This is a genomic window from Rhizobium sp. SYY.PMSO, from assembly GCF_046840415.1.
Classification (GTDB): domain Bacteria; phylum Pseudomonadota; class Alphaproteobacteria; order Rhizobiales; family Rhizobiaceae; genus Rhizobium.
In genome coordinates, this window is record NZ_CP177349.1 from 2,951,617 (window position 1) to 2,974,202 (window position 22,586).

The window sequence follows — 22,586 nt, forward strand, 5'->3', positions numbered from 1 at the left end:
CCCTTAAAAGCGAGGCTGGCCCTCAAAAGCGAAAGGCCGGTCTACATGACCGGCCTCATCATTGCGGTCGCGGCAGCGGGAGGATCACATTACCGTGATCTCTCGGCCCTCGATCTTATTTGCAGTTTTCGATCTGCTTCAGCGCGGCACTGACGCCCTTCAGCGAATAGGTATAGGACGTGGCCGTGCCCTTCTTGGAGGTCGCCGAAACCTTCAGCGAATGGCCCGATTTCAGCGCCGCCACCAGCGCAGGCTCCTGCGCGGCGTTTTCGACCCAGGCGGCCTTATCCTTGGTGAACATCACGAAGGACTTGTTGTCGATGACGACGTTGACCTTGGAATTGTCCTTGAGCGGATAGCCCATCATCGCCTGCGGCTCATAGGAAATGTTCTGGCCGGGGCGCTGCGACACGATGAAGAAATTATCGCCGTGATCGATGCCCGTCGCCGGCGTCTTGGCGGTCGGCACGGAGAGGACGTAGCAGACCTTGCCGCCGGCGGACTGGTAGGAATAGGCGCCCCAGGCGTCGAACTGCTGAATGCGCGAGGGAGCCGCCGGTGCTGCCGCTGCCTGGGTCTGCTTCTTGGTCTGCGCGGACGCGATACCGGTTCCGGCCAGAACGAGCGAGAGGGCGATTGCGAAGCTTTTTACAAACATGGTTTCCTGCCGATTTCTTGCGGTCCAGAGCTCATGGCGATTCGATTGACGCACGCCGATGCTCGTGAGCTGCCTTATTTTGACTTTATTCAGGTTACCAAACCGTCAACGGAACGCTGCCCACCACTGGCTCCGTGCCATTTCAATCCAGATATCGCGCAAAGCTTGAAACGCATCAGAAGGAATTGGAAAACCCGGATGATGGGAACACCATCCAACAGCTTCGATTTAAGACAGAAAGATTCGGGCAAGAATTTGACCTCGCTAAAATCAGGGGGAGCTCATAAATCTCTGGAAACCCGAGAGGATTCGGATCTCCCCTGAAAGCGGGCATCAGGCCGTCTTCATGGGCGCGGGCTCGTTCTCCAATGCCCGGTCGGCGGCATCGTAGTGTTCCTGGCGGATATGGCCCCTGATCATGCTGAAGGCGAGCGTCAGCACAGCGACATCATCCGAATATCCGATAACGGCAAAAAAATCTGGGATGATATCGACCGGCATGACGAAATAGCCGAGCGCGGCCAGCAATATGCCGCGAACGCGCGTCGGCGTCTGCGGGTCGAGCGCGCAATAGAAGGCGGCCACGACGTCGCGGGAAAAGGGAATATGGCGAGCCGCCTTTCGCAAGGTCGGCCAGAATTTGCTGCGCACCGATTTCTCCTGCTCTTTTTGGGTCTCTTCGTCACCAGGCAACAGGATTTCCCCGTACTTGATGTCATCCATTCCATTCACCTCTATCGAGGCCCGTTGCCCGGACCGTGTAAACATATGGTGATCGCAGGCCGCGATTCAATCGATCCGGTCAATGGATCCGGCGCGCTGCCGCCTTCTCCATCGCCTTCGCCAGCTTGACGTCGTGATCCGTCAGGCCGCCGGCGTCATGCGTCGTCAGCTTCACCTCGACACGGGAATAGACGTTGAACCATTCCGGATGATGGTTGAATTTTTCCGCAGCGAGGGCGGCTTCCGTCATGAAGCCGAAGGCCTCGACGAAATTGCGGAACTTGAACGTCTTCGAAATCGAAAGACCGTCGGCCGCAAGCGCCCAGCCGTTGAGCTCCGCAAGGTTTTCATCGATTGCCGCGCGGTCCAGCTTCTCGTATTTCATGACGGATCACTCCTCTTCAGCGGTTGAACGATAGCATGGATCGTCACAGGATTCTTTTCGTCTGCGCCGGCAACATCTGCCGGTCGCCCCTTGCCGAAGGCATATTCAGGCATCTGGCAAGCAAGGCCGGCCGCGCGGGTGAGTTCGAAATCGATTCGGCCGGCACCGGCGGCTGGCATCGGGGGCAGCGGCCGGATCGCCGTTCGATTGCGGCCGCGGCCGGTCATGGAATCGATATTTCGGGTCAGCGCGCCCGACGCATCGAACCCGCCGATTTCGGCAGGTTCGATCTGATCCTGGCGATGGATCAAGACAATTTGAAGTACTTGCGCAAGGCAGCGCCCGCTCACGCTCTCGGCAGGCTGCACCTCTTCCACGCCTTCACGCTTGACGGCGACAAGGACATTCCCGATCCCTATTACGGCGATCGCGAGGATTTCGAGGCAGTCTATACCATGCTCTTGGCTGGCTGCAGCGCGCTCTTGCCCAAACTCGGGTAAGCGCTCCGCGGCTCGTGAAGCGGGAATATCTCTTCCGTGAGATAGGGACCGCCACCAACCGATTCGCGCGAGGACAGAAGTACGAAGCGCCCGACCGTAAACGGCTGGGTGTAAAAATTGCCGCGGCCGGAGAGATAGTGCACCACGTCGTCCACCCGCGAGGATTTCAACCGGGCGAGCGTCACATGCGGCGTGAACTTGCGGGGATCGGGCTGCAGGCCGATGCGCTGGCAGATACGCTCGATTTCGCCTTGCAACGCGTACATGTCCGGCGTCTGCGAGACCCCGGCCCAGACCGAATGCGGTTTCTTGGAGCCAAAGGAACCTATGCCCTCCAGCCGAAGCTGGAACTCAGGGCGATCTATCCGGTCCAGCCGGTCGACGATCTCATCGGCCGTCCGGCCATCGACATCGCCGATGAACCGCAGGGTGATGTGATAATTTTCGACGTCGATCCACCTGGCTCCCGGGAGACCACCGCGCAACAATGACAGGCTCATGGCCGCGTTGCGCGGAATTTCGAGGGCGGTAAAAAGTCTCGGCATGACGAGGACTCCCCGAATCTCTTGCAGGTATAAGCAGGGAATCACGCATTTGCAGTCGGTGCAAGCATCTATTTCGCACCTGCGTCAATCATCCCTACAAAACTCATAACGGCCGGTAAGATATGCTCGACCATGACATCGACCCCTTTGGGGTTCGGATGCATCCCGTCCGACAGCTGCAGATCCGCATGGGTTGCCACGCCGTCGAGGAAAAATGGGTAGAGCGAAAGCTGGTACTTGCCGGCCAATCGCTTGTAGATCGGATTGAACTTGCCGGCATAGTCGGGCCCCATGTTCGGCGGCGCCAGCATGCCGACGAGAAAGACCGGGATTTTTCTCTCCTTCAGCCGCTCGATCATCGTCTCGAGGTTCTTTTCCGTCTGCTCCGGAGGAATGCCGCGTAGCGCATCGTTGGCGCCGAGTTCCAGGATCACGCCGTCGGTGCCGTCGGGGACCGACCAGTCTATGCGCGAGAGGCCGCCCGATGTCGTATCGCCCGAAACGCCGGCGTCGGCGATGGCCACATCCAGCCCCTTGGCCTTCAGCGCGGCCTCCAGCCTGGCCGGAAATCCGTCGCCGGGCGGCAGCTGATAGCCCGCCATCAGACTATCGCCGAAGCCGACCAGCTGGATCGTCCGCGCCTCGGCAACGCCTGCCGCGCCAAACAAAAGACCGAAAGTGATGACAGCGAAGTGAAGCGCGGCAACTTTAAAACCCATGATCCATTCCCTAGATTCGCTGCTCGGGCCAAATCGCGCCCGCCATTATCCCTGATGTTCTCCGATATATAGGGCGTTCGCATTGGCAAAAACCATCATCGAGCTGAAGAAGGCGGATTTGACGCTCGGCAATGCCGCCGCATCGGTCCATGTGCTGAAGGGCATCGATCTCACCGTCATGGAGGGCGAGGCCGTCGGCATCGTCGGCCCGTCCGGCTCCGGCAAGTCGACCCTGCTCATGGTGCTGGCCGGCCTCGAAAAGCTCGACGGCGGCGAACTCCTGATCCGTGATACGCCCCTGCATAGTCTCAGCGAGGATCGCATCGCCGATTTTCGCGGCCGCAATATCGGCATCGTCTTCCAGTCCTTCCACCTCATCGCCAATATGACGGCGCTGGAAAATGTGGCCGTGCCGCTGGAGCTTGCCAATGTCCGGGACGCCTTCGATATCGCCCGGCGCGAGCTGGAGGCGGTGGGGCTCGGCGAGAGGCTCACGCACTATCCCGGCCAACTTTCCGGCGGCGAGCAGCAGCGCGTCGCGATCGCCCGCGCGCTGGCGCCCTCTCCGGCTGTCCTGATTGCCGACGAGCCGACAGGCAATCTCGACACCGACACCGGCCGCCAGATCGCCGATCTGCTCTTTGCCCAGCAGGCCGAGCGCGGCACGACCATGCTGCTCGTCACCCATGATCCCGCCCTTGCCGCCCGCTGTTCGCGCCAGATCCGCGTCCGCTCCGGCGAGATCGAGAACGACAGCGCGCGGACGCGCGCCAGCCAGGCGGCGATGGCATGAGAGCGGCGGGACTGCGCCTGCCCCTCGCCTTCCGCCTTGCCATGCGCGAACTGCGCGGCGGCCTCGGCGGCTTCTACATCTTCCTCGCCTGCATCGCGCTCGGCACCGGCGCGATCGCCGCCGTCAACTCCGTTTCCCGTTCGATCACCGACGCCATCTCGACGCAGGGGCAGTCCTTGCTGGCCGGCGACGTCCGTTTCCAGCTGCGCAACCGTGAGGCGACGCCGGAAGAGCTCGCCTATCTCGAAAGCCTGGGCAAGGTTTCCCGCTCCACGGGCCTGCGTTCCATGGCCCGCCTGCCCGACGGCTCGGACCAGGCGCTGGTGGAGGTCAAGGCGGTCGACGGCGCCTATCCCCTCTACGGCACCTTCGAAGCCGAACCGAACCAGCCGCTTTCGACGCTGCTTGCCGCGAAAGATGACACCTACGGCGCCGTTGCAGCCCCTCTGCTGCTCGAGCGCCTGAACCTAAAGGTCGGAGACGACCTACTGCTGGGCAACGCCAGGCTGCGCATCACCGGCACCGTCCAGAGCGAGCCGGATGCCGTCTCCGAAGGCTTCGGCTTCGCGCCCCGCCTGCTCACCAGCCGCGATGCCCTGATCGCCTCCGGCCTGATCACCACAGGCAGCCTCGTCGAGCAGTCCTACAGGATCCGCATGGACGACCCGGCAGCCGGCATCCGCCATATCGGCGACCGCGCCAATGCCGCCTTTCCGCAGGCAGGCTGGTCGATCCGCAGCAGTGCCCGCGCGGCTCCGGCGCTTGCCGACAACGTCACGCGCTTCTCGCAGTTCCTGACGCTCGTCGGCCTGGCGGCCCTGATCGTCGGCGGCGTCGGCGTAGCCAATGCCGTGCGGGCCTTCCTCGATTCCAAGCGCACGACCATCGCCACCTTCAAGTGCCTGGGCGCGCCGGCCTTCGTCGTCGTGCTGATCTATCTCATCCAGATCACCGTCCTCGCACTGGCCGGCATTGCGGTCGGCCTCGTCCTCGGCGCCATCGCGCCGATGATAGCTTCGCAGTTCATGGCCGAATTCCTGCCCATCTCGACCGCGCCGCGGCTTTATCCCGGCGCGCTGACGCTCGCTGCCCTCTTCGGCCTGCTGACCACGCTTGCCTTTGCCATTCCGCCGCTCGGCCATGCCCGCGAAGTGCCGGCGACGGCGCTGTTCCGCGAGCAGGGCTTCGAAGCCCGCCGCCTGCCCGGCTGGCCCTATCTGCTCGCCGCCGGCCTGCTGATGGCGGGTCTTGCAGCGCTGGCGATTTTTACCGCTTATGACCGCTTCCTGGCGATCGTCTTTATCGTCTCGATCGCCGGGGCTTTCGTCGTGCTGCGCCTGGTCGCCGCCCTGCTTTCCTGGCTTGCCCGCCGCAGCCCGCGCGTGCGCTCGCCTGCGCTGCGGCTGGCGATCGGCAACATCCACCGGCCGGGTGCGCTCACCTCGTCCGTCGTACTGTCGCTCGGCCTCGGCCTGGCGCTGCTGGTGACGCTGACGCTGATCGACGGCAACATGCGTCGCGAGCTGATGGGACGCATGAGCGAGCAGGCGCCGAACTTCTTCTTCGTCGATATTCAGGGGCCGGAGCTGGAAGGCTTCCGCAAGATCGTCCTCGACGTCGATCCCAAGGGCAAGCTCGTGGAAGCGCCGATGTTGCGCGGCCGTATCGTCGCCTTCAACGGCGAGGACGTGACCAAGATGAAGGTGCCGGCCGCCGGACAATGGGTCCTGCGCGGCGACCGCGGCATCACCTATGCCGAAACCGTGCCGGAGAATGCCTCCGTCACCGAAGGCAAATGGTGGGACAAGGATTATGGCGGCGAACCGCTGGTGTCGTTTTCCGAAGAGGAAGGCAAGGCGCTCGGCCTGAAGCTCGGCGATAAGGTCACCGTCAACGTGCTCGGCCGCAACATTACCGCCAAGATCGCCAGCTTCCGCAAGGTGCAATGGCAGTCGCTGTCGATCAATTTCGTGATGATCTTCTCGCCCAATACCTTCAGGGGCGCGCCGCATGCCTGGCTGGCGACGCTGACCGACACGTCCGCTACCTCCGAGCAGGAAGCGGCGATCCTGCGCAAAGTCACCAATACCTATCCGACCATCACCAGCGTCCGCGTCAAGGATGCACTCGATGTCGTCAGCACGCTTGTCGGACAGCTCGCCACAGCTATCCGCTCGGCCGCTTCCGTCGCGCTGATCGCCTCCGTGCTGGTATTGGCGGGCGCACTGGCTGCGGGCAATCGCGCCCGCACGCACGACGCCGTCATCCTCAAGACGCTCGGCGCGACGCGCGCGACGCTCATTCGCGCCTTCAGCTACGAGTACCTGATCCTCGGCGCGGCGACCGCCGTCTTCGCGCTGATGGCCGGGGCGGCATCCGCATGGTACATCGTCAGCCGCGTCATGCATCTGCCCTCGGCTTTCCTGCCCGATGTCGCCTTCTCCACGCTGATCGTCGCCCTGGTACTGACCGTCGGCATCGGCCTCATCGGAACATGGCGCATCCTCGGCCAGAAGGCCGCACCCGTTCTGCGCGAGCTCTGATTCGCTCCGGAGCGGAAGCGGAAGCCGCCGAAACCGCCCGATATTACATCGATTTAACATGAGGCGGAACGCTTGACCCTTGTGTATGAGGCCCGAAAGCCTCATATTCTTGTGCAGGCATGCTGGAGCTCCGCAGCGGCGCCTGGGCCTCGAAGACCCGACACCGTAGTTTCATCGGAGCTTGAAAGAGGAAAACATGGCTGACTTTCGCAATTACCAAAACCGGGCGCAAAGCGGTGCGCAGTCCGGTGCGATGATAGACGAGGGCCTTCGAGCTTACATGCTCAAGGTCTACAACCTGATGGCGCTGGGTCTGGCGATCACGGGTGTTGCCGCCTATCTCTCGTTCTCGCTCGCTTTCGCAGACGGACAGATCACGGCCTTCGGCCAGGCGATCTACCTGAGCCCGCTGAAGTGGGTGGTCATCCTCGCTCCGCTGGCAATGGTGTTCTTCCTGAGCTTCAGGATCAACCGCATGAGCGTGGCCGCCGCGACGACGACCTTCTGGGCCTACGCAGCCCTGGTGGGTCTGTCGCTGTCGTCGATCTTCATCATCTACACCGGCCAGAGCGTCGTGCAGACCTTCTTCGTGACCGCCGCCTCCTTCGGCGCGCTGTCGCTATTCGGTTACACGACGAAGCGTGATCTCTCCGCGATGGGCTCGTTCATGATGATGGGTCTCTTCGGCCTGATCATCGCATCGCTGGTCAACATCTTCCTGCATTCGTCCGCGCTGCAGTTCGCCATCTCGGTGATCGGCGTACTGATCTTCGCAGGCCTGACCGCCTACGATACGCAGCGGATCAAGGAGATGTATTATACAGCCGACGATGCGACCGTAGCTGGCCGCAAGGCCATCATGGGCGCCCTGTCGCTCTACCTGGACTTCATCAACCTGTTCATGTTCCTGCTGCAATTCATGGGCAACCGCCGCTGATCGCGCAGCATGAATGAGAAACGGAAGGCGGCTTCGGCCGCCTTTTTCATTTGCCTGGCCACGAACCCTGCGATTTGATAGCGACCGTCGCAAACCGGCAAATCAGGCAACAGGAAGCAAATGTCCGTCAGTCTCCGCAGCGCTACCGCAGACGATCTTCCCCACATCACCGCCATCTATCGCGACTCCGTCCTGAACGGCACGGCAAGCTACGAGATTACGCCGCCGGACCACGAGGAAATGGCGGGCCGCTTTCAGGCGATCCGAGACAGGGGCTATCCCTATCTCGTCGCCGAAGACGAGGCCGGCACTTTCCTCGGCTATGCCTATGCCTCGTCGTTCCGTACCCGGCCGGCCTATCGCTGGATGGTGGAGGATTCGATCTATCTCGCCCCGGAAGCACGCGGTCGCGGCGTCGGCAGGCTGCTGCTCGATGCGCTGGTCGAAAACTGCCAGACCCTCGGCTTCCGCCAGATGATCGCCGTCATCGGCGGCGCCCATCCCGCCTCCGTCGCCGTGCATCGCGCCGCAGGCTTCGCCGAGGTCGGCCTCCTGAAAGGCACCGGCTACAAGCACGGCCGATGGCTGGATACCATGCTGATGCAGAAAGCGCTCGGGGACGGCAACGGCAGCGATCCCGACCCTGCGGTCTATCCGGGGACGCTGTTCGGAGGTTAAGCCGGCTCTCGTAGAGGCCGCATGCTCCCTCGCCACATAGCCAACGGAGAGAAGCTACTTATCCACCAGCTTCAACTGCTTGTCGAAAACCTTCAGGACCTGCTGCAGGTCGTGGCCGCGTTTCAGGATCATGCCGTTGGTATTGACGACGGAAAAGGCACCCTGCTTGGCGGCCAGTTTCGGATTCTTTTCGATACGGAAGAGCGGCATCTCGCCGGAACGCTTGAAGACGGAGAAAACCGCCATGTCCTTCAGATGGTCGATCGCGTAGTCGCGCCATTCGCCCTCGCCGACCATGCGTCCGTAGATCCACAGAATCGCATCCAGTTCCCGGCGATGGAACGTCACCGGTAGCGGGTCCTTGCTCTGCTTGTATTCCCTGAGATCGACCACAACGGAGGAATTCGTATCGACGGGACGGCTTTCGCCGTGTCGCAAATCCGGCTGATCAGTCATCAATCCCCCAAGGGTTATCTCATGACAGGAGAATGACAGTTTGCCTCAGCCACGGCAAATTGCAAGACGGCTGACGGCTCACAATTTCTTTCCCATGCCCGAAAGCGTCTCGTCCGCGCCGCATTTCAGTCAAACCGACGCCCAATTTACAGGAAGTATAGAGGGCCGTTTGGCGCCGCCGCGTCAAACGGCCCGGCCGGGGCGCATCGATTAAACCCCAGCCCCGAATGCGTCCTCGCCGGGCACCTCTCCTTTCGGCGCATGCCGAGATTCGGAAAGGCCATTCAGCCGTCCGAGCCGATCGTCAGAACCGTCGCCCCGAGAATCGCCGCCGGATCGCCCGAAGGCGTCGAGGATTGCAGGAGGACGGCCATGCCTCTGCGGCCGGCCTTGTCGAGCACGTTGGAAGGCAGCACGACGCTCATGGCCTTGCCGTCCCACATGCCGACGGTTTCGACATCCGACACCGCATGCATATAGGCGATCTGCTGGCCGTTGTTTTCGCCGCCCTTCGGCGCCACCATCTGCTCCTTGTCGAAATAGACGATGACGACATTGGCCTTGCCCTGGCCGGCCCCGATCTTGATTTCGAGCTCATCGCCCTTCATGGCCGCGTTGACGGGGATCGTCAGTCCCTCGCCGACACGCTGGAAATCGTCGAGCTTGACATTGATGGCGTTGAGGTCGGCACCGTTCATATGGTCGCGGCCATTGACGATCGCCTGCGGGGTATAGACCCCGCTACGTCCCATCGTGCGGGCGTAGGCATATTGGCGCGCGGTATTGTCCTTGGACGCCATGGTGTCGTTCCAGCCGAGATAGTTCCAGTAATCGACATGGTAAGCGAGCGCCACGACATTGCCCTGGCGGATCAGCTTGCGGAATGCCGCATCGGCGGGGGGACAGGAGGCGCAGCCCTGCGAGGTGAAAAGCTCGACGACACCCTTGATCTTCGCGGCCTCCTGCGCGTGCAGCGAACTTGCCAGCGCGATGCCTGCCAGAAGTGGAACCGAAAATCGAAGGCGCATTTCCTCTTTACCTCTGTCTCAAACCCCGAAACGCTCACGCTCCCTGGGCGACCAAGCCCACATCAAGCCCGAAAAAACTGAAACAAGAGATAATAGTTTAGCGCGATGACGCAAAGTCACGAAGGGGTGAGGCGAAGGCCAGGCAGCCGGCCCGCCGTACACATCAGCGTGAAAAACAAGACGCCGCCGGGAGAGTTTCCCCGGCGGCGTGCAAGTGTGCCTCGAAGGCCTATCAGGCAGCGAGATCGCGCAGAACGGTCTGCAGGATGCCGCCGTTGTTGACGTAGACGACCTCATCCAGCGTATCGATGCGGCAGATGATCGGAACGTCTTTCACCGAGCCGTCGCCATAGGTGATCTTGGCGATCTTGCGTTCGCGCGGCTTGATGTGCTCCAGACCTTCGATGGTGACGAGTTCGTCGCCCTTCAGCCCAAGGCTGGCCCAGGTGGTGCCTTCCTCGAAGACGAAGGGGATGACGCCCATTCCCACAAGGTTCGAGCGGTGGATACGCTCGAAGGACTGGGCGATCACGGCGCGCACGCCGAGCAGGTTGGTGCCCTTGGCAGCCCAGTCGCGCGACGAGCCGTTGCCGTACTCGACACCGGCGAAGATGACGAGCGGAACGCCCTCGGCCTTGTACTGCATGGCCGCATCGTAGATCGACGTCTCTTCCTTGGACGGATAGTGGATGGTGTAGCCACCTTCCTTGCCGTTCGGGCCGAGCATGTGGTTGCGGATGCGGATGTTGGCGAAGGTGCCGCGCATCATGACCTCATGGTTGCCGCGGCGCGTGCCGTACTGGTTGAAGTCGGCAACGCCGACGCCATGACCGATGAGGTAGGCACCGGCCGGCGAGGCAGCCTTGATCGAACCGGCCGGGGAAATGTGGTCGGTGGTGATCTTGTCGCCGAACAGGCCGAGAACGCGGGCGCCCTTGATGTCGGAAACGCCGGCACCCGTCTTGCCCATGCCCACGAAGTAGGGCGGGTTCTGCACGTAGGTCGAGTTATCGTCCCAGGCATAGGTCTGGCCCGGAGGAACCTGAACGGCCTGCCAGTTGGCGTCGCCCTTGAAGACGTCGGCATACTTGCTCTCGTAGAGCTCGCGGGTGACGTACTTCTGGATGAATTCCTGAACCTCGTGCGAGGTCGGCCAGATGTCCTTCAGGTAGACCGGCTTGCCGTTCTGGTCTTCCCCGATCGGCTCCTTCGTCAGGTCGAGCTGCACCGAGCCGGCGAGCGCGTAGGCGACGACGAGCGGCGGCGAAGCGAGATAGTTCGCCTGGACGTCCGGCGAGATGCGGCCTTCGAAGTTGCGGTTGCCCGAGAGGACGCCGGCGACGATCAGGCCCTTGTCGTTGATCGTCTTGGAGATCGGCGCCGGCAGCGGGCCGGAGTTGCCGATGCAGGTGGTGCAGCCGAAGCCGACCAGGTTGAAGCCGAGCTTGTCGAGATCGGCCTGCAGGCCCGACTTGGCGAGGTATTCGCCGACGACTTGGCTTCCCGGTGCCAGCGAGGTCTTGACCCACGGCTTGCTCTTCAGGCCCTTGGCGACGGCGTTGCGGGCGAGAAGGCCGGCAGCGATCAGCACCGACGGGTTGGACGTGTTGGTGCACGACGTGATGGCGGCGATCGCGACGTCACCATGGCCGAGATCGAAATCCGTGCCTTCGACCGCATAGCGGTTGGAGAGCTGGCCGGGCTTCTTGTATTCGGTGTCCATCGAGCCGGCGAAACCGGACGCGATGTTTTCCAGCGCGATACGGCCTTCCGGACGCTTCGGACCGGCCATCGACGGCACGACGTCGCCGAGGTCGAGTTCCAGCGTGTCGGTGAAGACGAGGTCGGCGCCGTCATTGTCGCGCCACATGCCCTGAGCCTTGGAATAGGCTTCGACGAGGGCGATGCGGTCCTTGGCTCGGCCGGACATGTTGAGGTAGTTCAGCGTTTCCTTGTCGACCGGGAAGAAGCCGCAGGTCGCGCCGTATTCCGGACCCATGTTGCCGATGGTGGCGCGATCGGCGAGCGGCAACGCGTCGAGGCCGGGGCCGAAGAATTCGACGAACTTCGAAACGACGCCCTTCTTGCGCAGCATCTGCACGACGGTCAGCACGAGGTCGGTCGCGGTGACGCCTTCCTTGAGCTTGCCGGTCAGCTTGAAACCGATGACTTCCGGAAGCAGCATGGAAACCGGCTGGCCGAGCATGGCGGCTTCAGCCTCGATACCGCCGACGCCCCAGCCGAGAACGCCGAGGCCGTTGATCATGGTCGTGTGCGAATCGGTGCCGACGCAGGTGTCCGGATAGGCGATCGTTTCGCCGTCTTCTTCCTTCGTCCAGACGGTCTGGCCGAGATATTCGAGGTTCACCTGATGACAGATGCCGGTGCCGGGGGGAACGACGCGGAAATTCTTGAATGCCTGCTGGCCCCACTTCAGGAAGCGGTAGCGCTCGCCGTTGCGCTGGTATTCCAGCTCGACGTTGCGGGCGAAAGCCTGCGGCGTGCCAAATTCGTCGACGATGACGGAGTGGTCGATGACGAGGTCGACGGGAACGAGCGGGTTGATCTTTTCCGGATCGCCGCCGAGCGAGACCATCGCGTCGCGCATGGCAGCAAGGTCGACAACGGCGGGAACGCCGGTGAAGTCCTGCATCAGCACGCGCGCCGGGCGATAGGCGATTTCGTTCTCGACGGTGCCCTTGTTGGTCAGCCATTCGGCGACGGCAAGGATATGTTCCTTCGTGACCGACTGCCCGTCTTCAAAACGCAGCAGGTTTTCCAGAAGCACCTTCATAGAGTAAGGCAGCTTGGAAACGCCGGGCAGACCATTGGCTTCAGCCTTGGGCAGGCTGAAATAGACATAGTCTTTCCCGTCCACGGTCAGCGTGGAACGACAATTGAAACTGTCAAGAGATTTAGACACGAGATACCCCGTTTCTGATAGCCAACACAGTCGTGCGAACGCCTATGCACTTTATGCACATCAGGATGCGGGTACGGCCATTTCCGCTGTCCGCACGTAAGGCAGAAAACCTTATGTTCGGCGCAAGGATGAAATTCACGCCGACCGCTGGCGTGGTTGCAGGTCTTATAGATAATTTCGTAAAGACTTGCCAGAGTGACAAGATGCAAATTTGGACAATTTTTTGCGCATTGCGGTAAAGAAAATAGGGAAAGCCTGAGCGAATGCATCTAAGCGCTGAAAATCTGGCCGCAAGGCGGGGCGAAGACCTGATTTTCTTGAATGTTTCCTTCAACTTGGAGGGTGGCGGCGCCCTTGTTCTGACCGGGCGCAACGGCTCGGGAAAATCGACGCTTCTGCGCGTTGTGGCAGGCCTTCTGAGGCCGGAAAAAGGACGTGTCGCATTCATCGGAAATGACGGCGAATCGGACCGGCCGGCAGGCGAAGCCAGCCACTATCTCGGCCACCGCAATGCGATGAAATCCGAGCTGAGCGTCGCGGAAAACCTCGCCTTCTGGAAAACCTTTCTCGGCGACACGGCAGGCGGCATCGGTCTGGATGTCGATGAGGCGGCGGACGCCGTCGGCCTTGCCGGCATCACGCATCTGCCCTTCGGCTACCTCTCCGCCGGCCAGCAGCGGCGAATCGCCTTCGCAAAGCTCCTGGTCGCCCATCGCCCGATCTGGATTCTAGACGAGCCGACGGCAGCGCTGGACACGTCGGCGGACCAGCTCTTCGCGCAGCTGATTGCGGCCCATCAGAAGAACGGCGGCATCGTTCTTGCTGCAACGCACCAGCCGCTGGGGCTGGAGAAGGCACAGGAGATGCGGATGACGGGGTTTGCCGGGGTGAGCGAAGGGGTGTGGGGATGAGTTCGATGCTTTTGCCTATGCCGCACCTTCGATACCCCCCTCTGTCCCTTCGGGACATCTCCCCCACAAGGGGGGAGATTGTTGGGAGTTCGCTGCACCTGCTTATAAAACCAACGAGCTCTGTCTCTGCGGATTCGATGTTGGATGAGGGCTTGTGTACGCCACAAGTTACCAATCTCCCCCCTTGTGGGGGAGATGTCGCGAGAGCGACAGAGGGGGGTATCCCGGGTATCTCTCAGCATGAAAGAGTTTCCTCATGACCGCCCTCTTCCTCCGCGACCTCAAGCTTTCGGTGCGCGCCGGCGGCGGAGCGCTGATCGGCATCCTCTTCTTCCTGACCGTCGTCGCCGTCATTCCCTTCGGCGTCGGCCCGGACCTCAAGCTTCTGTCGCGCATCGGCCCGGCCATCGTCTGGATCGGCGCGCTGCTGGCCAGCCTCCTCGGCCTCGACCGGCTGTTCCAGGCCGAGCGCGACGACGGCTCGTTGGATCTGCTCGTCATGCAGGAGACGCCGCTGGTGCTGACGGTTCTCGTCAAATGCGCCGCCCATTGGGTGGCGACAGGCCTGCCTCTCGTCATCGCCTCGCCGCTTCTCGGGCTCTTCATGAATATGAACGAGACGGCAATCGGCGTGACGGCTTTGACCCTGCTCGTCGGTTCGCCGGCAATCACCTTCATCGGCGCGGTCGGTGCTGCCGTGGCCGTGGCGTTACCGCGCGGCGGCCTGCTGGTCTCCATTCTGGTGCTGCCATTGGCGATCCCGGTGCTGATCTTCGGCGTCGGCGCCACCTATGCCGCCGTCGAGGGGCCGCAACCCTTCCTGCCGCCGTTCCTGATCCTGATCGCGCTGACGCTGTTCTTCGCCGTCATCGGCCCGGCCGCCGCGGCCCTTGCGCTGCGCAACACGGCAGATTGATCGGAGCAATTCCAGGAAAAGTGCGAAGCGGTTTTCCCTCCGGAATTGCGTAACAACAAAAGGATAGAGCGTTTTCACGTTTCGAGGAAAAGCGGAAAGGTTCTAACGGAGATACTGTTTCGTCCATCTGAGACAATGCGGTCGATTGCCGGAAAAGCCATATCGGGTTAAACAAGCCGCATGAGCGATATCAGCCCTGCGATCAGCCGATTTTCCGACCTCGCCAACCCCACGCGGTTCCTGGCCTTTTCGGCGCGTCTCATTCCCTGGCTGGCCGTCATCTCGGCGATACTTTTCGCAATCGGCCTCTATCTCTCCTTCTCCACGGAAGGCGATTACCAGCAGGGCGATACCGTCCGCATCATGTACATCCACGTCCCGGCGGCCTGGCTTTCGATGATGTGCTACACGATCATGAGCATGTCGGCGATCGGCACGCTCGTCTGGCGCCATCCGCTGGCCGATGTCGCCGGCAAGACGGCAGCGCCGCTCGGCGCCGCCTTCACCCTGATCGCGCTCGTCACCGGCTCGCTCTGGGGCAAGCCGATGTGGGGCACCTATTGGGTCTGGGATGCGCGCCTCACCTCGGTCTTCATCCTGTTCCTGATGTATCTCGGCCTGATCGCGCTGAACCGCGCCATGGACGATCCGTCGAAGGCGGCCCGCGTCGCCTCCGTCCTGACGCTGGTCGGCTTCGTCAATATCCCGATCATCAAGTTCTCCGTCGACTGGTGGAACACGCTGCATCAGTCGGAAAGCATCATGCGCATGGATGGACCGGCCATCGACGCGGAATTCCTCTGGCCGCTCTTCACCATGGCGCTCGCCTTCACGCTGCTGTTCTTCACGCTGCATCTGATGGCGATCCGCAACGAGATCTGGCGGCGGCGCATTGCCGCGCAGCGCCGCATCGCCGCACGCATGGCCAGCCGGGAGGAATAGCATGACGCATCCCTTCTACGTTTTCGGGTCCTACGGCTTTGCCGCGGTCATGATCCTCGCTGTCATTGCCTGGATATGGATCGACGGACGCCTGCGCCGCCGCGAACTGGCGGCGCTCGAAGCCTCCGGCATTCGCCGCCGCTCCAAGCGCCCGCCCGAAGGCGATGCGAAATGACTGCCGATACCGACAACAACGATCGGCCGAAATCGGGCGGCACGGCGCGCTATCTGCTGGCGTTGATCCCGCTCATCGTCTTTGCCTGCATCGCCCTTGCCGTCGGCAAGGTCATGTACGATCAGGAAGTACACGGCACCGACATATCGGCCATTCCCTCGGCCCTGATCGGCACCAAGGCGCCCAAGCTCGCCCTGCCGCCGCTTGAAGGTTCCAATCTGCCCGCGCTCACCGATGATGCCATCAGGGGCAAGCTGACCCTCGTCAATGTCTTCGCCTCCTGGTGCATCCCCTGCCGCGACGAGCATCCGGTGCTGAAGGAACTCGCCAAGAGCGGCCAGCTCAACATCGTGGCGATCAACTACAAGGACACGAGCGAGAACGCGCTCCGCTTCCTCGGCGAACTCGGAAATCCCTACAACGCCATCGGCATCGACCCGAACGGCTCCGCCGCCATCGACTGGGGCGTCTACGGCATTCCGGAATCCTATCTCGTCTCGCCCGACGGCACGATCCTCTACAAGCAGGTCGGCCCCTTCACGCCGACCAGCCTGAAGGAAGGGCTGTATCCGGCAATAGCGAAGGCGCAGGGGAAATCTGCTCCGTAACTTCCCTCTCCCCTCGGGGAGAAGGTGCCCGAAGGGCGGATGAGGGGACCGGGAAGCGAAGCGACGAGGACCTGAAGTGGCAAACTGGAGGCGGCTCTCCCGGTAGCGCCCCCTCACCCGGCGCTTATCGCGCCACCCTCTCCCCGCAGGGGCGAGGGTAAGACTAAATCCCGCCCTGCCAGGTCTTGATCGCATCGACCGGCCAGACCAGCATCAGCACGTTGAGCGTGAGGTTGTCACGGATCAGGTAGCCGGTGAGCAGCTCGAAGAAAATGGCGATGGCAACCGTCACCAGCACCGGCGCGCGCCAGGCGAACAGGAATCCGACCACCATGAACACGGCATCCATCGACGAGTTGAGGATGCTGTCTCCGACGTAGTCGAGCGAGATCGTCGCGGCACGATAGCGATTGATGATGATCGGGGAATTCTCCAGGATTTCCCAGCCGGATTCGATCAGCATGGCCACGAACAGCCGCATCGACAACGGCTTGCCGCGCATGATCAGATGCGTCAGCCCGAAGAAGAGGAAGCCGTGGATGATGTGCGACGGCGTGTACCAGTCGGCGATATGCTGCGAGTTGCCGCTGGATTTCACCACCGGCTCGAAAAGCTTCACGTAGCCGCAGGTGCAGATCGGCACGCGGCCCATCATGTATTCGGCGACGATCTGCACCAACAGAACGACGGCACAGGCGATGAACCAGAAGCTCTGCTGCCGGTAGCGGTTTTGCGCGTCAACTGTCTCGGTCATTTCCCGCCTTCCGCCGGCGGCTCGACCGTATGCTTCATGATGAGCGGCATCTGCGACAGGGTGAAGAGGATGGTGATCGGCATCGTTCCCCAAACCTTGAAATTGACCCAGAGATTGTCCGCGGCCTTCACGTCGGGCAGGTAGAGCCAGTTCGAACCGCGCCAGACCACTTCGTTGAGCACGGCAAGAACGAAGAAGAAGAGGCCCCAACGCAGGGTGAGCTTGCGCCAGCCCTCGCTGTCCAGCTGGAAGGCGGCATTGAAGACATAGCCGAGCAGTGATTTGCCGAAGGCAAGGCCGCCGAGCAGCACGACGCCGAACAGCGCATTGACGATGGTCGGCTTCATCTTGATGAAGGTTTCGTTCTGCAGGTAGATGCCAAGCGCGCCGAAGACGAGCACCACGATGCCGGAGACGAAGGGCATCAGCGGCAGATGCCCGAGCATCACCTTCGAGACGATAAGCGAGATCACCGTTGCCGCCATGAACAGGCCGGTGGCGACGAAGAGCGGGCCGCCAAGCGTTGCCAGCTGCGGAAAATGCTGGGCCAGCCAGTCGCCGCGCAGATTGCCGAAGAAGAAGACCAGCAATGGTCCGAGTTCCAGCACCAGCTTCAGCATCGGATGGTGCTTGTCGGCAGCGCTTGGGGTGAGTTCGTTGTCGCTGGTCGTCATCGCGGCACTTTCGCTATCGTCGAATTTGTTCTTGTCGTTCATTGGCTGCTTCCGGCACCTGTCCCTGCGATGGCGTTGGCGAAATCCTCCGCCTCGAACGGCTCGAGATCGTCCACACCCTCGCCGACGCCGATGAAATAGACCGGCAGCTTGTGCTTGGCCGAGATGGCGACGAGAATGCCGCCGCGCGCCGTCCCATCGAGCTTGGTCATGATGAGACCGTTGACGCCGGCGACGTTGCGGAAGATCTCCACCTGGTTCAAGGCGTTCTGCCCGGTCGTGGCGTCAAGCGTCTGCAGCACGGTATGCGGCGCATCCGGATCGAGCTTGCCGAGCACACGAACGATCTTTTCAAGCTCGGCCATCAGCTCCGCCTTGTTCTGCAGGCGGCCGGCGGTGTCGATGATCAGCACGTCGCTCTTGTTGGCCTTGGCCTGCTGGAACGCATCGAAGGCAAGGCCGGCGGCATCGGCGCCGAGCTTGGTGCCGATGAATTCCGACTTGGTGCGGTCGGCCCAGATCTTCAGCTGCTCGATGGCGGCCGCGCGGAACGTATCCCCGGCGGCGACCATCACCTTCAGCCCGGCGCCGGAGAGCTTCGCCGCCAGCTTGCCGATGGTCGTCGTCTTGCCGGTGCCGTTGACGCCGACGACGAGGATGACATGCGGCTTGTGGCTGAGATCGAGCTGCAGCGGCTTGGCGACGGGCTTTAGCACCTTGGCGATTTCCTGCGCCATGATGCGGCCGACGTCCTCGCCGGTCACATCCTTGCCGTATCGCTCCGAGGCCAGCGTATCGGTGACACGCATCGCCGTCTCGACGCCGAGATCGGCCTGGATCAGCAGATCCTCCAGATCCTGCAGCGTCTGGTCGTCGAGCTTGCGCTTGGTGAAAAGTGCGGCGATCTGGCCGGTCAGCTGCGTGGACGTGCGCGCAAGGCCGGCGCGCAGGCGTTGGAACCAGGTAAGTTTTTGCTTCGGGGCTTCCGGAGTGGGCGCAGGGGCAGAAGCGGCGGTAGAGAAGCCTTTGGGGAGGATGGGGGCAGATGGGGTTTCGGTGTTTTCCGAGGTAGCCTTGGCTTCCTCCGTGCTTTCCGACGAAGGTTCCGAATGCGCTGGAACCTCCTCACCCCCCTCTGTCCTGTCGGACATCTCCCCCTCAAGGGGGGAGATCGGTTCGATGGGGTGCTCTTCCGAAACTATGCTGGCTTCAGTATCGGCGGGTTGCTCCGGTTCGATTGCCTGAAGGTCTTCATGCTGCTCTTGCGCCCCGGATTCAAGGGAGCCTGGAACCTCAACGGCCTCGATATCTTTTGCAATGGAAGCATCCGCCTCGCTTTCAGCCTGCCGCTCTTGTTCAACCGGCGCTGCATCCTCCAGCCGATCTCCCCCCTTGTGGGGGAGATGTCCCGAAGGGACAGAGGGGGGCAACGCGGACTCGACAAATTCGGAAGCCGGCGAAATATCGACAACAGGTGCTTCAGGCGCCGGAACAGGTTCGGCGACTTCCGGCGTAACTACCTCCGCAGGCGCCTGCTCCTCGGCCGGCTTCTCACGGCCGAAGGTGAAGACTTTTTTGATGAAACCGAGCGCCATGAAATGTCCGTTGAAGCATTAGGCCGCGTCGGCGGCCAGAAGTTGCATGTCGAGGTGCTTGCCATTGTGGCCGGTGATTGCGACCTGCACAAGGTCGCGCGGGCGAAGGCCGGGGGCGGCGGCAAGCGTGAAGTTTTCCGTATGCGCCAGCCCGTTATTCTCCACAAGCAGCCATTGCCGCGTGCCGACCATCTTGTCCAGATGGGCCTGGTGCAATCTTTGTCCAGCCTCGCGCAGACGGGCGGCGCGCTCCTTGACCAGAGCGCGGTCGAGCTGCGGCATGCGGGCGGCGGGCGTGCCGGGACGCGGGCTATACGGGAAGACATGCAGATGGGCGATGCCGGCTTCTTCGGCCAGGCCGACCGCGTTTGCAAACATCTCTTCCGTCTCCGTCGGAAAGCCGGCGATCATATCGGCGCCGAAGCTCGTCTCGGGGCGCAGGCGCCGCACATCCTCGATGAAGCGCATGGCATCGGCGCGAGAATGCCGCCGCTTCATGCGCTTGAGGATCATGTCGTCGCCATGCTGCAGCGAGAGATGCAGATGCGGCATGAAGCGCGGCTCGTCGGCGATGAGATCCATCAGATGCTGATCGGCCTCGATGCTGTCGATGGAGGACAGCCGCAGCCGGCGGATATCGGGGATCTGCTTCAGCAGCGTCTTGGCAAGCAGGCCGAGCGTCGGCGTTCCCGGCAGATCGGCGCCGTAGCTGGTGGCATCGACGCCAGTCAGCACGATCTCGCGATAGCCGCTTTCGGTAAGATTGCGGGCCTGATCGACGACGGCGCCCATCGGCACCGAGCGCGAATTGCCGCGGCCATAGGGAATGATGCAGAAGGTGCAGCGATGGTCGCAGCCGTTCTGCACCTGAATGAAGGCGCGCACATGGCCATCGATATGGCGGATCATCTGCGGCGCTGTCGCCCGCACGCTCATGATATCGTTGACGCGCAGCTTCTCTTCCGCCGAAACGCCGAAATCCGGAAGCGCACGGTAGGAAGCGCTCTTCAGTTTTTCCTCGTTGCCGAGCACGGCATCCACTTCAGCCATTTCGGCAAAGGTCTGCTTCTCGGTCTGGGCAGCGCAACCCGTCACGATGATGCGCGCATGCGGATTGTCGCGGCGCGCGCGGCGGATCGCCTGACGTGCCTGACGCACGGCCTCGCCGGTGACAGCGCAGGTATTGACCAGAATGGCATTGTTGAGCCCGGCTTTTTCCGCCTCGGCCCTCATCACTTCGGATTCATAGGTGTTGAGACGACAGCCGAAGGTAATGACCTCGACCCCGCTCACCGCGCCTGAGCCCCCTGCTCTTCATCGCGCGCCCAAAGGCCGGTGATCGGATCGACCCTGCCGGACCATTCCCATTCCGCAGGTCCGGTCATGACGACGTGGTCGTCGCCTTCTCGCCACTCGATGGTGAGACGGCCAGGTGCCGGCGCGGAGGCAACGTCGATCGCCACCTTTCGGCCGGTACGGCCGGTGCGGGCGGCGCTGACGGCGGAGGCGCAGGCGGCAGAACCGCAGGCAAGCGTCAGGCCGGCGCCGCGCTCCCAGGTACGGGTGCGCAGCAACGTCGGAGAGAGAACCTGCGCCAGCGTGATATTGGCGCGCTCGGGAAACATCGGGTGGTTTTCAAGCAACGGGCCGAAACGATCGAGATCGAACGACATCGGGTCCTTGTCCACCCAGAAGATCGCATGCGGATTGCCCATCGACGCCGCCGAAGGCGAATGCAGGATAGGGTTGTCGATCGGCCCGATCTGCAGTTCGATACGGCTGGTATCGGCAAACTCCTCGGCAAGCGGAATCCTGTCCCAGGCAAAGACGGGCGTGCCCATATCGACCGAAATCGTCCCGTCCTCATGCTCCCTGGCATTCAGGATGCCGGCGACGGTCTGGAAGGTGAAGGCCTTCCTGCCGGTTTCGGCGGCCAGCGCCTGCACGACGCAGCGCGTGCCGTTGCCGCAGGCCTGAGCCTTCGTGCCGTCGCAGTTGAGGATATCGATCCAGGCATCGGTGCCTTGCGTTTTCGGATCGTGGATCGCCATGATCTGATCGAACTGGGTTGCCGGATCCGCATTGAGCGCAATCGCCGCCGCAGGCGTCACCACATCCTTGCGGCCGCGCATGTCGACGACCAGGATCTTGTTGCCAAGCCCGTTCATCCTCGCGAATTCGACCGTATTGCTCATGATGCCATGTCCGTCCGTGTTTTCGAGCTGTATATGGCGGAATTGCGGGGGAATTACCAGTGGGGTGAAGCGGCGTAGTCGGAAGCGGCCAAGCATGCACCACGAGCCAAGTATCAATTGTCTCGACGTAGCTCGGTCGCAAAAAGGCCGTACCGAGTGCCGTAGCCAGCAATGATAATATGTGTACCGGTTGTCAGGCCTTTCCTGAACTCGTCGGAAACACCGCACACTTTGTCAAATCCAACCATAAGCCCCTGAAGCTCCAAAGGGGAATAACAATGTTTTTCATAATGGTTGTCGGCGCGGCCTACCGTATAGGCAAGCTCTTCGTGATGCCCCGCGACCAGGGCCAGGACCATTGGCCATGTTATGATCCCGACTATATAACCCCAAAAATACCCGAGAACTGGAGAAACCAAGACAACCAGTATCGGTTTCAACGTACCTTCCAGCGTTCCATTTCTGAGTTTTCGTAGAGCATCAGAAAGTCCAAGCAAGAACAAAGCTACGGCCGTGGCCGCGCCGACTACAACGCCCAATCGGCCTGTCGACGCAATCCATTCGGTCGACGGAAGAAACCGATAGCCCGACAACTCCGTACAGACCAGAAAGAGGATCACAACTAGCAGGCAAAAAAAGAGCCAAGCCAAGGCAGCAAGTATAGTCATTCTTATCAGGATATGCCTACTTTTCCACTCGTCGACATCACTCATCGAACAACCGCAGCTGAAACTGGTATACGATTCATATCGTACACTATCGGCTGTAACTTCAAGATGCGCACGCGCGTTGCGATCAGTTATTATTCGACCACGTCACGCCGCCGATTGAAGTCGCCGCCAGTCTATTGGTGCGTGCTAAGTCATAGTAGTCGTCACACGGCGAACTATTTTCAAAAAATTCGGAACAGAGTGTCGGATCACCGAAA

At 61.8% G+C, this 22,586-nt stretch carries 25 protein-coding genes; 11 read left to right on the top strand and 14 right to left on the bottom strand.

Annotated elements, in window-relative coordinates; translation table 11 throughout:
- Window positions 1–115: 115 nt before the first annotated feature.
- Complete coding sequence (locus ACJJVH_RS14365; protein ID WP_112795398.1) at window positions 116–658, bottom strand: invasion associated locus B family protein; 543 nt, start codon at window positions 656–658, stop codon at window positions 116–118.
- Window positions 659–703: 45 nt separating this feature from the next.
- Here ACJJVH_RS14365 and ACJJVH_RS14370 point away from each other — a divergent pair, with 45 nt between their 5' ends.
- Window positions 704–982, top strand: coding sequence for a hypothetical protein (locus tag ACJJVH_RS14370; protein ID WP_162703937.1), 279 nt, complete (start codon window positions 704–706; stop codon window positions 980–982).
- Between the two features lie 9 nt (window positions 983–991).
- On the opposite strand, the gene ACJJVH_RS14375 is transcribed toward ACJJVH_RS14370, so the two are convergent.
- Together ACJJVH_RS14375 and ACJJVH_RS14380 are read right to left on the bottom strand one after the other, a co-directional pair.
- A complete protein-coding gene (locus ACJJVH_RS14375; protein ID WP_112795397.1) occupies window positions 992–1,381 on the bottom strand; it encodes a YkvA family protein in 390 nt (129 codons plus the stop codon).
- A gap of 79 nt (window positions 1,382–1,460) precedes the next feature.
- Window positions 1,461–1,766 (bottom strand): 4a-hydroxytetrahydrobiopterin dehydratase, encoded by a 306-nt coding sequence (locus ACJJVH_RS14380; RefSeq protein WP_412064206.1) that lies wholly within the window; start codon window positions 1,764–1,766, stop codon window positions 1,461–1,463.
- A 35-nt stretch (window positions 1,767–1,801) separates the two neighbouring features.
- Here ACJJVH_RS14380 and ACJJVH_RS14385 point away from each other — a divergent pair, with 35 nt between their 5' ends.
- The gene (locus ACJJVH_RS14385) at window positions 1,802–2,266 is read left to right on the top strand and encodes a low molecular weight protein-tyrosine-phosphatase (protein WP_412064207.1); all 465 of its coding nucleotides are present in this window, start codon (window positions 1,802–1,804) and stop codon (window positions 2,264–2,266) included.
- Here the strand turns inward: ACJJVH_RS14385 and thpR are convergent.
- Together thpR and ACJJVH_RS14395 are read right to left on the bottom strand one after the other, a co-directional pair.
- Complete coding sequence (gene thpR / locus ACJJVH_RS14390; protein ID WP_112795395.1) at window positions 2,215–2,811, bottom strand: RNA 2',3'-cyclic phosphodiesterase; 597 nt, start codon at window positions 2,809–2,811, stop codon at window positions 2,215–2,217. The two genes, ACJJVH_RS14385 and thpR, sit on opposite strands and share 52 nt — an antisense overlap.
- Before the next feature lie 68 nt (window positions 2,812–2,879).
- Window positions 2,880–3,530, bottom strand: coding sequence for an arylesterase (locus ACJJVH_RS14395; RefSeq protein ID WP_113369835.1), 651 nt, complete (start codon window positions 3,528–3,530; stop codon window positions 2,880–2,882).
- Between the two features lie 82 nt (window positions 3,531–3,612).
- On the opposite strand from ACJJVH_RS14395, the gene ACJJVH_RS14400 reads away from it, so the two are divergent.
- The 4 genes from ACJJVH_RS14400 to ACJJVH_RS14415 all read left to right on the top strand — a co-directional run bounded on the left by ACJJVH_RS14400 (window position 3,613) and on the right by ACJJVH_RS14415 (window position 8,481).
- Entirely contained in the window at window positions 3,613–4,323 is a 711-nt protein-coding gene (locus ACJJVH_RS14400) for an ABC transporter ATP-binding protein (RefSeq protein WP_112795393.1), read from the top strand.
- Window positions 4,320–6,866, top strand: a complete 2,547-nt coding sequence (locus tag ACJJVH_RS14405; RefSeq protein WP_412064208.1) for an ABC transporter permease — start codon at window positions 4,320–4,322, stop codon at window positions 6,864–6,866. The genes ACJJVH_RS14400 and ACJJVH_RS14405 overlap by 4 nt, the downstream gene beginning before the upstream one ends.
- 196 nt (window positions 6,867–7,062) lie before the next feature.
- Complete coding sequence (locus ACJJVH_RS14410; RefSeq protein WP_112795391.1) at window positions 7,063–7,803, top strand: Bax inhibitor-1/YccA family protein; 741 nt, start codon at window positions 7,063–7,065, stop codon at window positions 7,801–7,803.
- Between the two features lie 120 nt (window positions 7,804–7,923).
- Window positions 7,924–8,481 carry a GNAT family N-acetyltransferase gene (locus ACJJVH_RS14415; protein WP_113369833.1) on the top strand — a complete coding sequence of 186 codons (558 nt, stop codon included), beginning with the start codon at window positions 7,924–7,926 and terminating at the stop codon, window positions 8,479–8,481.
- Between the two features lie 54 nt (window positions 8,482–8,535).
- Here ACJJVH_RS14415 and ACJJVH_RS14420 read toward each other — a convergent pair whose 3' ends face one another.
- From ACJJVH_RS14420 to acnA, 3 genes are all read right to left on the bottom strand, one after another.
- The gene (locus ACJJVH_RS14420; protein WP_112795389.1) at window positions 8,536–8,937 is read right to left on the bottom strand and encodes a DUF2794 domain-containing protein; all 402 of its coding nucleotides are present in this window, start codon (window positions 8,935–8,937) and stop codon (window positions 8,536–8,538) included.
- A 284-nt stretch (window positions 8,938–9,221) separates the two neighbouring features.
- On the bottom strand, window positions 9,222–9,965 hold the full coding sequence (locus ACJJVH_RS14425; RefSeq protein WP_112795388.1) for a DUF1223 domain-containing protein: 744 nt from the start codon (window positions 9,963–9,965) through the stop codon (window positions 9,222–9,224).
- A 232-nt stretch (window positions 9,966–10,197) separates the two neighbouring features.
- The gene (gene acnA / locus ACJJVH_RS14430) at window positions 10,198–12,888 is read right to left on the bottom strand and encodes an aconitate hydratase AcnA (RefSeq protein WP_112795387.1); all 2,691 of its coding nucleotides are present in this window, start codon (window positions 12,886–12,888) and stop codon (window positions 10,198–10,200) included.
- Between the two features lie 263 nt (window positions 12,889–13,151).
- Here acnA and ccmA point away from each other — a divergent pair, with 263 nt between their 5' ends.
- The 5 genes from ccmA to ACJJVH_RS14455 all read left to right on the top strand — a co-directional run bounded on the left by ccmA (window position 13,152) and on the right by ACJJVH_RS14455 (window position 16,440).
- Complete coding sequence (gene ccmA / locus ACJJVH_RS14435) at window positions 13,152–13,799, top strand: heme ABC exporter ATP-binding protein CcmA (protein WP_412064209.1); 648 nt, start codon at window positions 13,152–13,154, stop codon at window positions 13,797–13,799.
- A 256-nt stretch (window positions 13,800–14,055) separates the two neighbouring features.
- On the top strand, window positions 14,056–14,715 hold the full coding sequence (gene ccmB / locus ACJJVH_RS14440) for a heme exporter protein CcmB (RefSeq protein ID WP_113394121.1): 660 nt from the start codon (window positions 14,056–14,058) through the stop codon (window positions 14,713–14,715).
- Window positions 14,716–14,895: 180 nt separating this feature from the next.
- Entirely contained in the window at window positions 14,896–15,657 is a 762-nt protein-coding gene (locus ACJJVH_RS14445) for a heme ABC transporter permease (protein WP_113384842.1), read from the top strand.
- 1 nt (window position 15,658) lies between these two features.
- Window positions 15,659–15,832 carry a heme exporter protein CcmD gene (ccmD, locus tag ACJJVH_RS14450; RefSeq protein ID WP_412064210.1) on the top strand — a complete coding sequence of 58 codons (174 nt, stop codon included), beginning with the start codon at window positions 15,659–15,661 and terminating at the stop codon, window positions 15,830–15,832.
- A complete protein-coding gene (locus ACJJVH_RS14455; protein WP_113384843.1) occupies window positions 15,829–16,440 on the top strand; it encodes a DsbE family thiol:disulfide interchange protein in 612 nt (203 codons plus the stop codon). Before ccmD ends, ACJJVH_RS14455 begins: the two co-directional genes overlap by 4 nt.
- Before the next feature lie 163 nt (window positions 16,441–16,603).
- Here the strand turns inward: ACJJVH_RS14455 and ACJJVH_RS14460 are convergent, their stop codons facing one another.
- From ACJJVH_RS14460 to ACJJVH_RS14485, 6 genes are all read right to left on the bottom strand, one after another.
- On the bottom strand, window positions 16,604–17,194 hold the full coding sequence (locus ACJJVH_RS14460) for a DUF2585 domain-containing protein (protein ID WP_113358975.1): 591 nt from the start codon (window positions 17,192–17,194) through the stop codon (window positions 16,604–16,606).
- A complete protein-coding gene (locus ACJJVH_RS14465) occupies window positions 17,191–17,910 on the bottom strand; it encodes a septation protein A (protein WP_112795380.1) in 720 nt (239 codons plus the stop codon). The genes ACJJVH_RS14460 and ACJJVH_RS14465 overlap by 4 nt, the downstream gene beginning before the upstream one ends.
- Window positions 17,907–19,463, bottom strand: a complete 1,557-nt coding sequence (gene ftsY, locus ACJJVH_RS14470) for a signal recognition particle-docking protein FtsY (protein WP_412064211.1) — start codon at window positions 19,461–19,463, stop codon at window positions 17,907–17,909. Before ftsY ends, ACJJVH_RS14465 begins: the two co-directional genes overlap by 4 nt.
- Window positions 19,464–19,481: 18 nt before the next feature.
- On the bottom strand, window positions 19,482–20,756 hold the full coding sequence (gene mtaB, locus ACJJVH_RS14475) for a tRNA (N(6)-L-threonylcarbamoyladenosine(37)-C(2))-methylthiotransferase MtaB (protein WP_412064212.1): 1,275 nt from the start codon (window positions 20,754–20,756) through the stop codon (window positions 19,482–19,484).
- A complete protein-coding gene (gene dapF / locus ACJJVH_RS14480) occupies window positions 20,753–21,658 on the bottom strand; it encodes a diaminopimelate epimerase (protein ID WP_412064213.1) in 906 nt (301 codons plus the stop codon). The genes mtaB and dapF overlap by 4 nt, the downstream gene beginning before the upstream one ends.
- Before the next feature lie 113 nt (window positions 21,659–21,771).
- Entirely contained in the window at window positions 21,772–22,371 is a 600-nt protein-coding gene (locus tag ACJJVH_RS14485) for a hypothetical protein (protein WP_412064214.1), read from the bottom strand.
- Between the last annotated feature and the right edge of the window lie 215 nt (window positions 22,372–22,586).

Bases quoted from the DNA above. Each gene is read 5' to 3' on its own strand.
- ccmB (WP_113394121.1), top strand. From the start codon at position 14,056: ATGACCGCCCTCTTCCTCCGCGACCTCAAGCTTTCGGTGCGCGCCGGC.
- ACJJVH_RS14465 (WP_112795380.1), bottom strand. From the start codon at position 17,910: ATGAACGACAAGAACAAATTCGACGATAGCGAAAGTGCCGCGATGACG.
- ACJJVH_RS14410 (WP_112795391.1), top strand. From the start codon at position 7,063: ATGGCTGACTTTCGCAATTACCAAAACCGGGCGCAAAGCGGTGCGCAG.
- ACJJVH_RS14485 (WP_412064214.1), bottom strand. From the start codon at position 22,371: ATGAGTGATGTCGACGAGTGGAAAAGTAGGCATATCCTGATAAGAATG.
- ACJJVH_RS14460 (WP_113358975.1), bottom strand. From the start codon at position 17,194: ATGACCGAGACAGTTGACGCGCAAAACCGCTACCGGCAGCAGAGCTTC.
- ACJJVH_RS14375 (WP_112795397.1), bottom strand. From the start codon at position 1,381: ATGGATGACATCAAGTACGGGGAAATCCTGTTGCCTGGTGACGAAGAG.
- ccmD (WP_412064210.1), top strand. From the start codon at position 15,659: ATGACGCATCCCTTCTACGTTTTCGGGTCCTACGGCTTTGCCGCGGTC.
- ACJJVH_RS14455 (WP_113384843.1), top strand. From the start codon at position 15,829: ATGACTGCCGATACCGACAACAACGATCGGCCGAAATCGGGCGGCACG.
- ACJJVH_RS14395 (WP_113369835.1), bottom strand. From the start codon at position 3,530: ATGGGTTTTAAAGTTGCCGCGCTTCACTTCGCTGTCATCACTTTCGGT.
- thpR (WP_112795395.1), bottom strand. From the start codon at position 2,811: ATGCCGAGACTTTTTACCGCCCTCGAAATTCCGCGCAACGCGGCCATG.
- ACJJVH_RS14380 (WP_412064206.1), bottom strand. From the start codon at position 1,766: ATGAAATACGAGAAGCTGGACCGCGCGGCAATCGATGAAAACCTTGCG.
- ACJJVH_RS14425 (WP_112795388.1), bottom strand. From the start codon at position 9,965: ATGCGCCTTCGATTTTCGGTTCCACTTCTGGCAGGCATCGCGCTGGCA.
- dapF (WP_412064213.1), bottom strand. From the start codon at position 21,658: ATGAGCAATACGGTCGAATTCGCGAGGATGAACGGGCTTGGCAACAAG.
- ACJJVH_RS14420 (WP_112795389.1), bottom strand. From the start codon at position 8,937: ATGACTGATCAGCCGGATTTGCGACACGGCGAAAGCCGTCCCGTCGAT.
- ccmA (WP_412064209.1), top strand. From the start codon at position 13,152: ATGCATCTAAGCGCTGAAAATCTGGCCGCAAGGCGGGGCGAAGACCTG.
- ACJJVH_RS14365 (WP_112795398.1), bottom strand. From the start codon at position 658: ATGTTTGTAAAAAGCTTCGCAATCGCCCTCTCGCTCGTTCTGGCCGGA.
- ftsY (WP_412064211.1), bottom strand. From the start codon at position 19,463: ATGGCGCTCGGTTTCATCAAAAAAGTCTTCACCTTCGGCCGTGAGAAG.
- ACJJVH_RS14415 (WP_113369833.1), top strand. From the start codon at position 7,924: ATGTCCGTCAGTCTCCGCAGCGCTACCGCAGACGATCTTCCCCACATC.
- ACJJVH_RS14405 (WP_412064208.1), top strand. From the start codon at position 4,320: ATGAGAGCGGCGGGACTGCGCCTGCCCCTCGCCTTCCGCCTTGCCATG.
- ACJJVH_RS14445 (WP_113384842.1), top strand. From the start codon at position 14,896: ATGAGCGATATCAGCCCTGCGATCAGCCGATTTTCCGACCTCGCCAAC.
- ACJJVH_RS14385 (WP_412064207.1), top strand. From the start codon at position 1,802: ATGGATCGTCACAGGATTCTTTTCGTCTGCGCCGGCAACATCTGCCGG.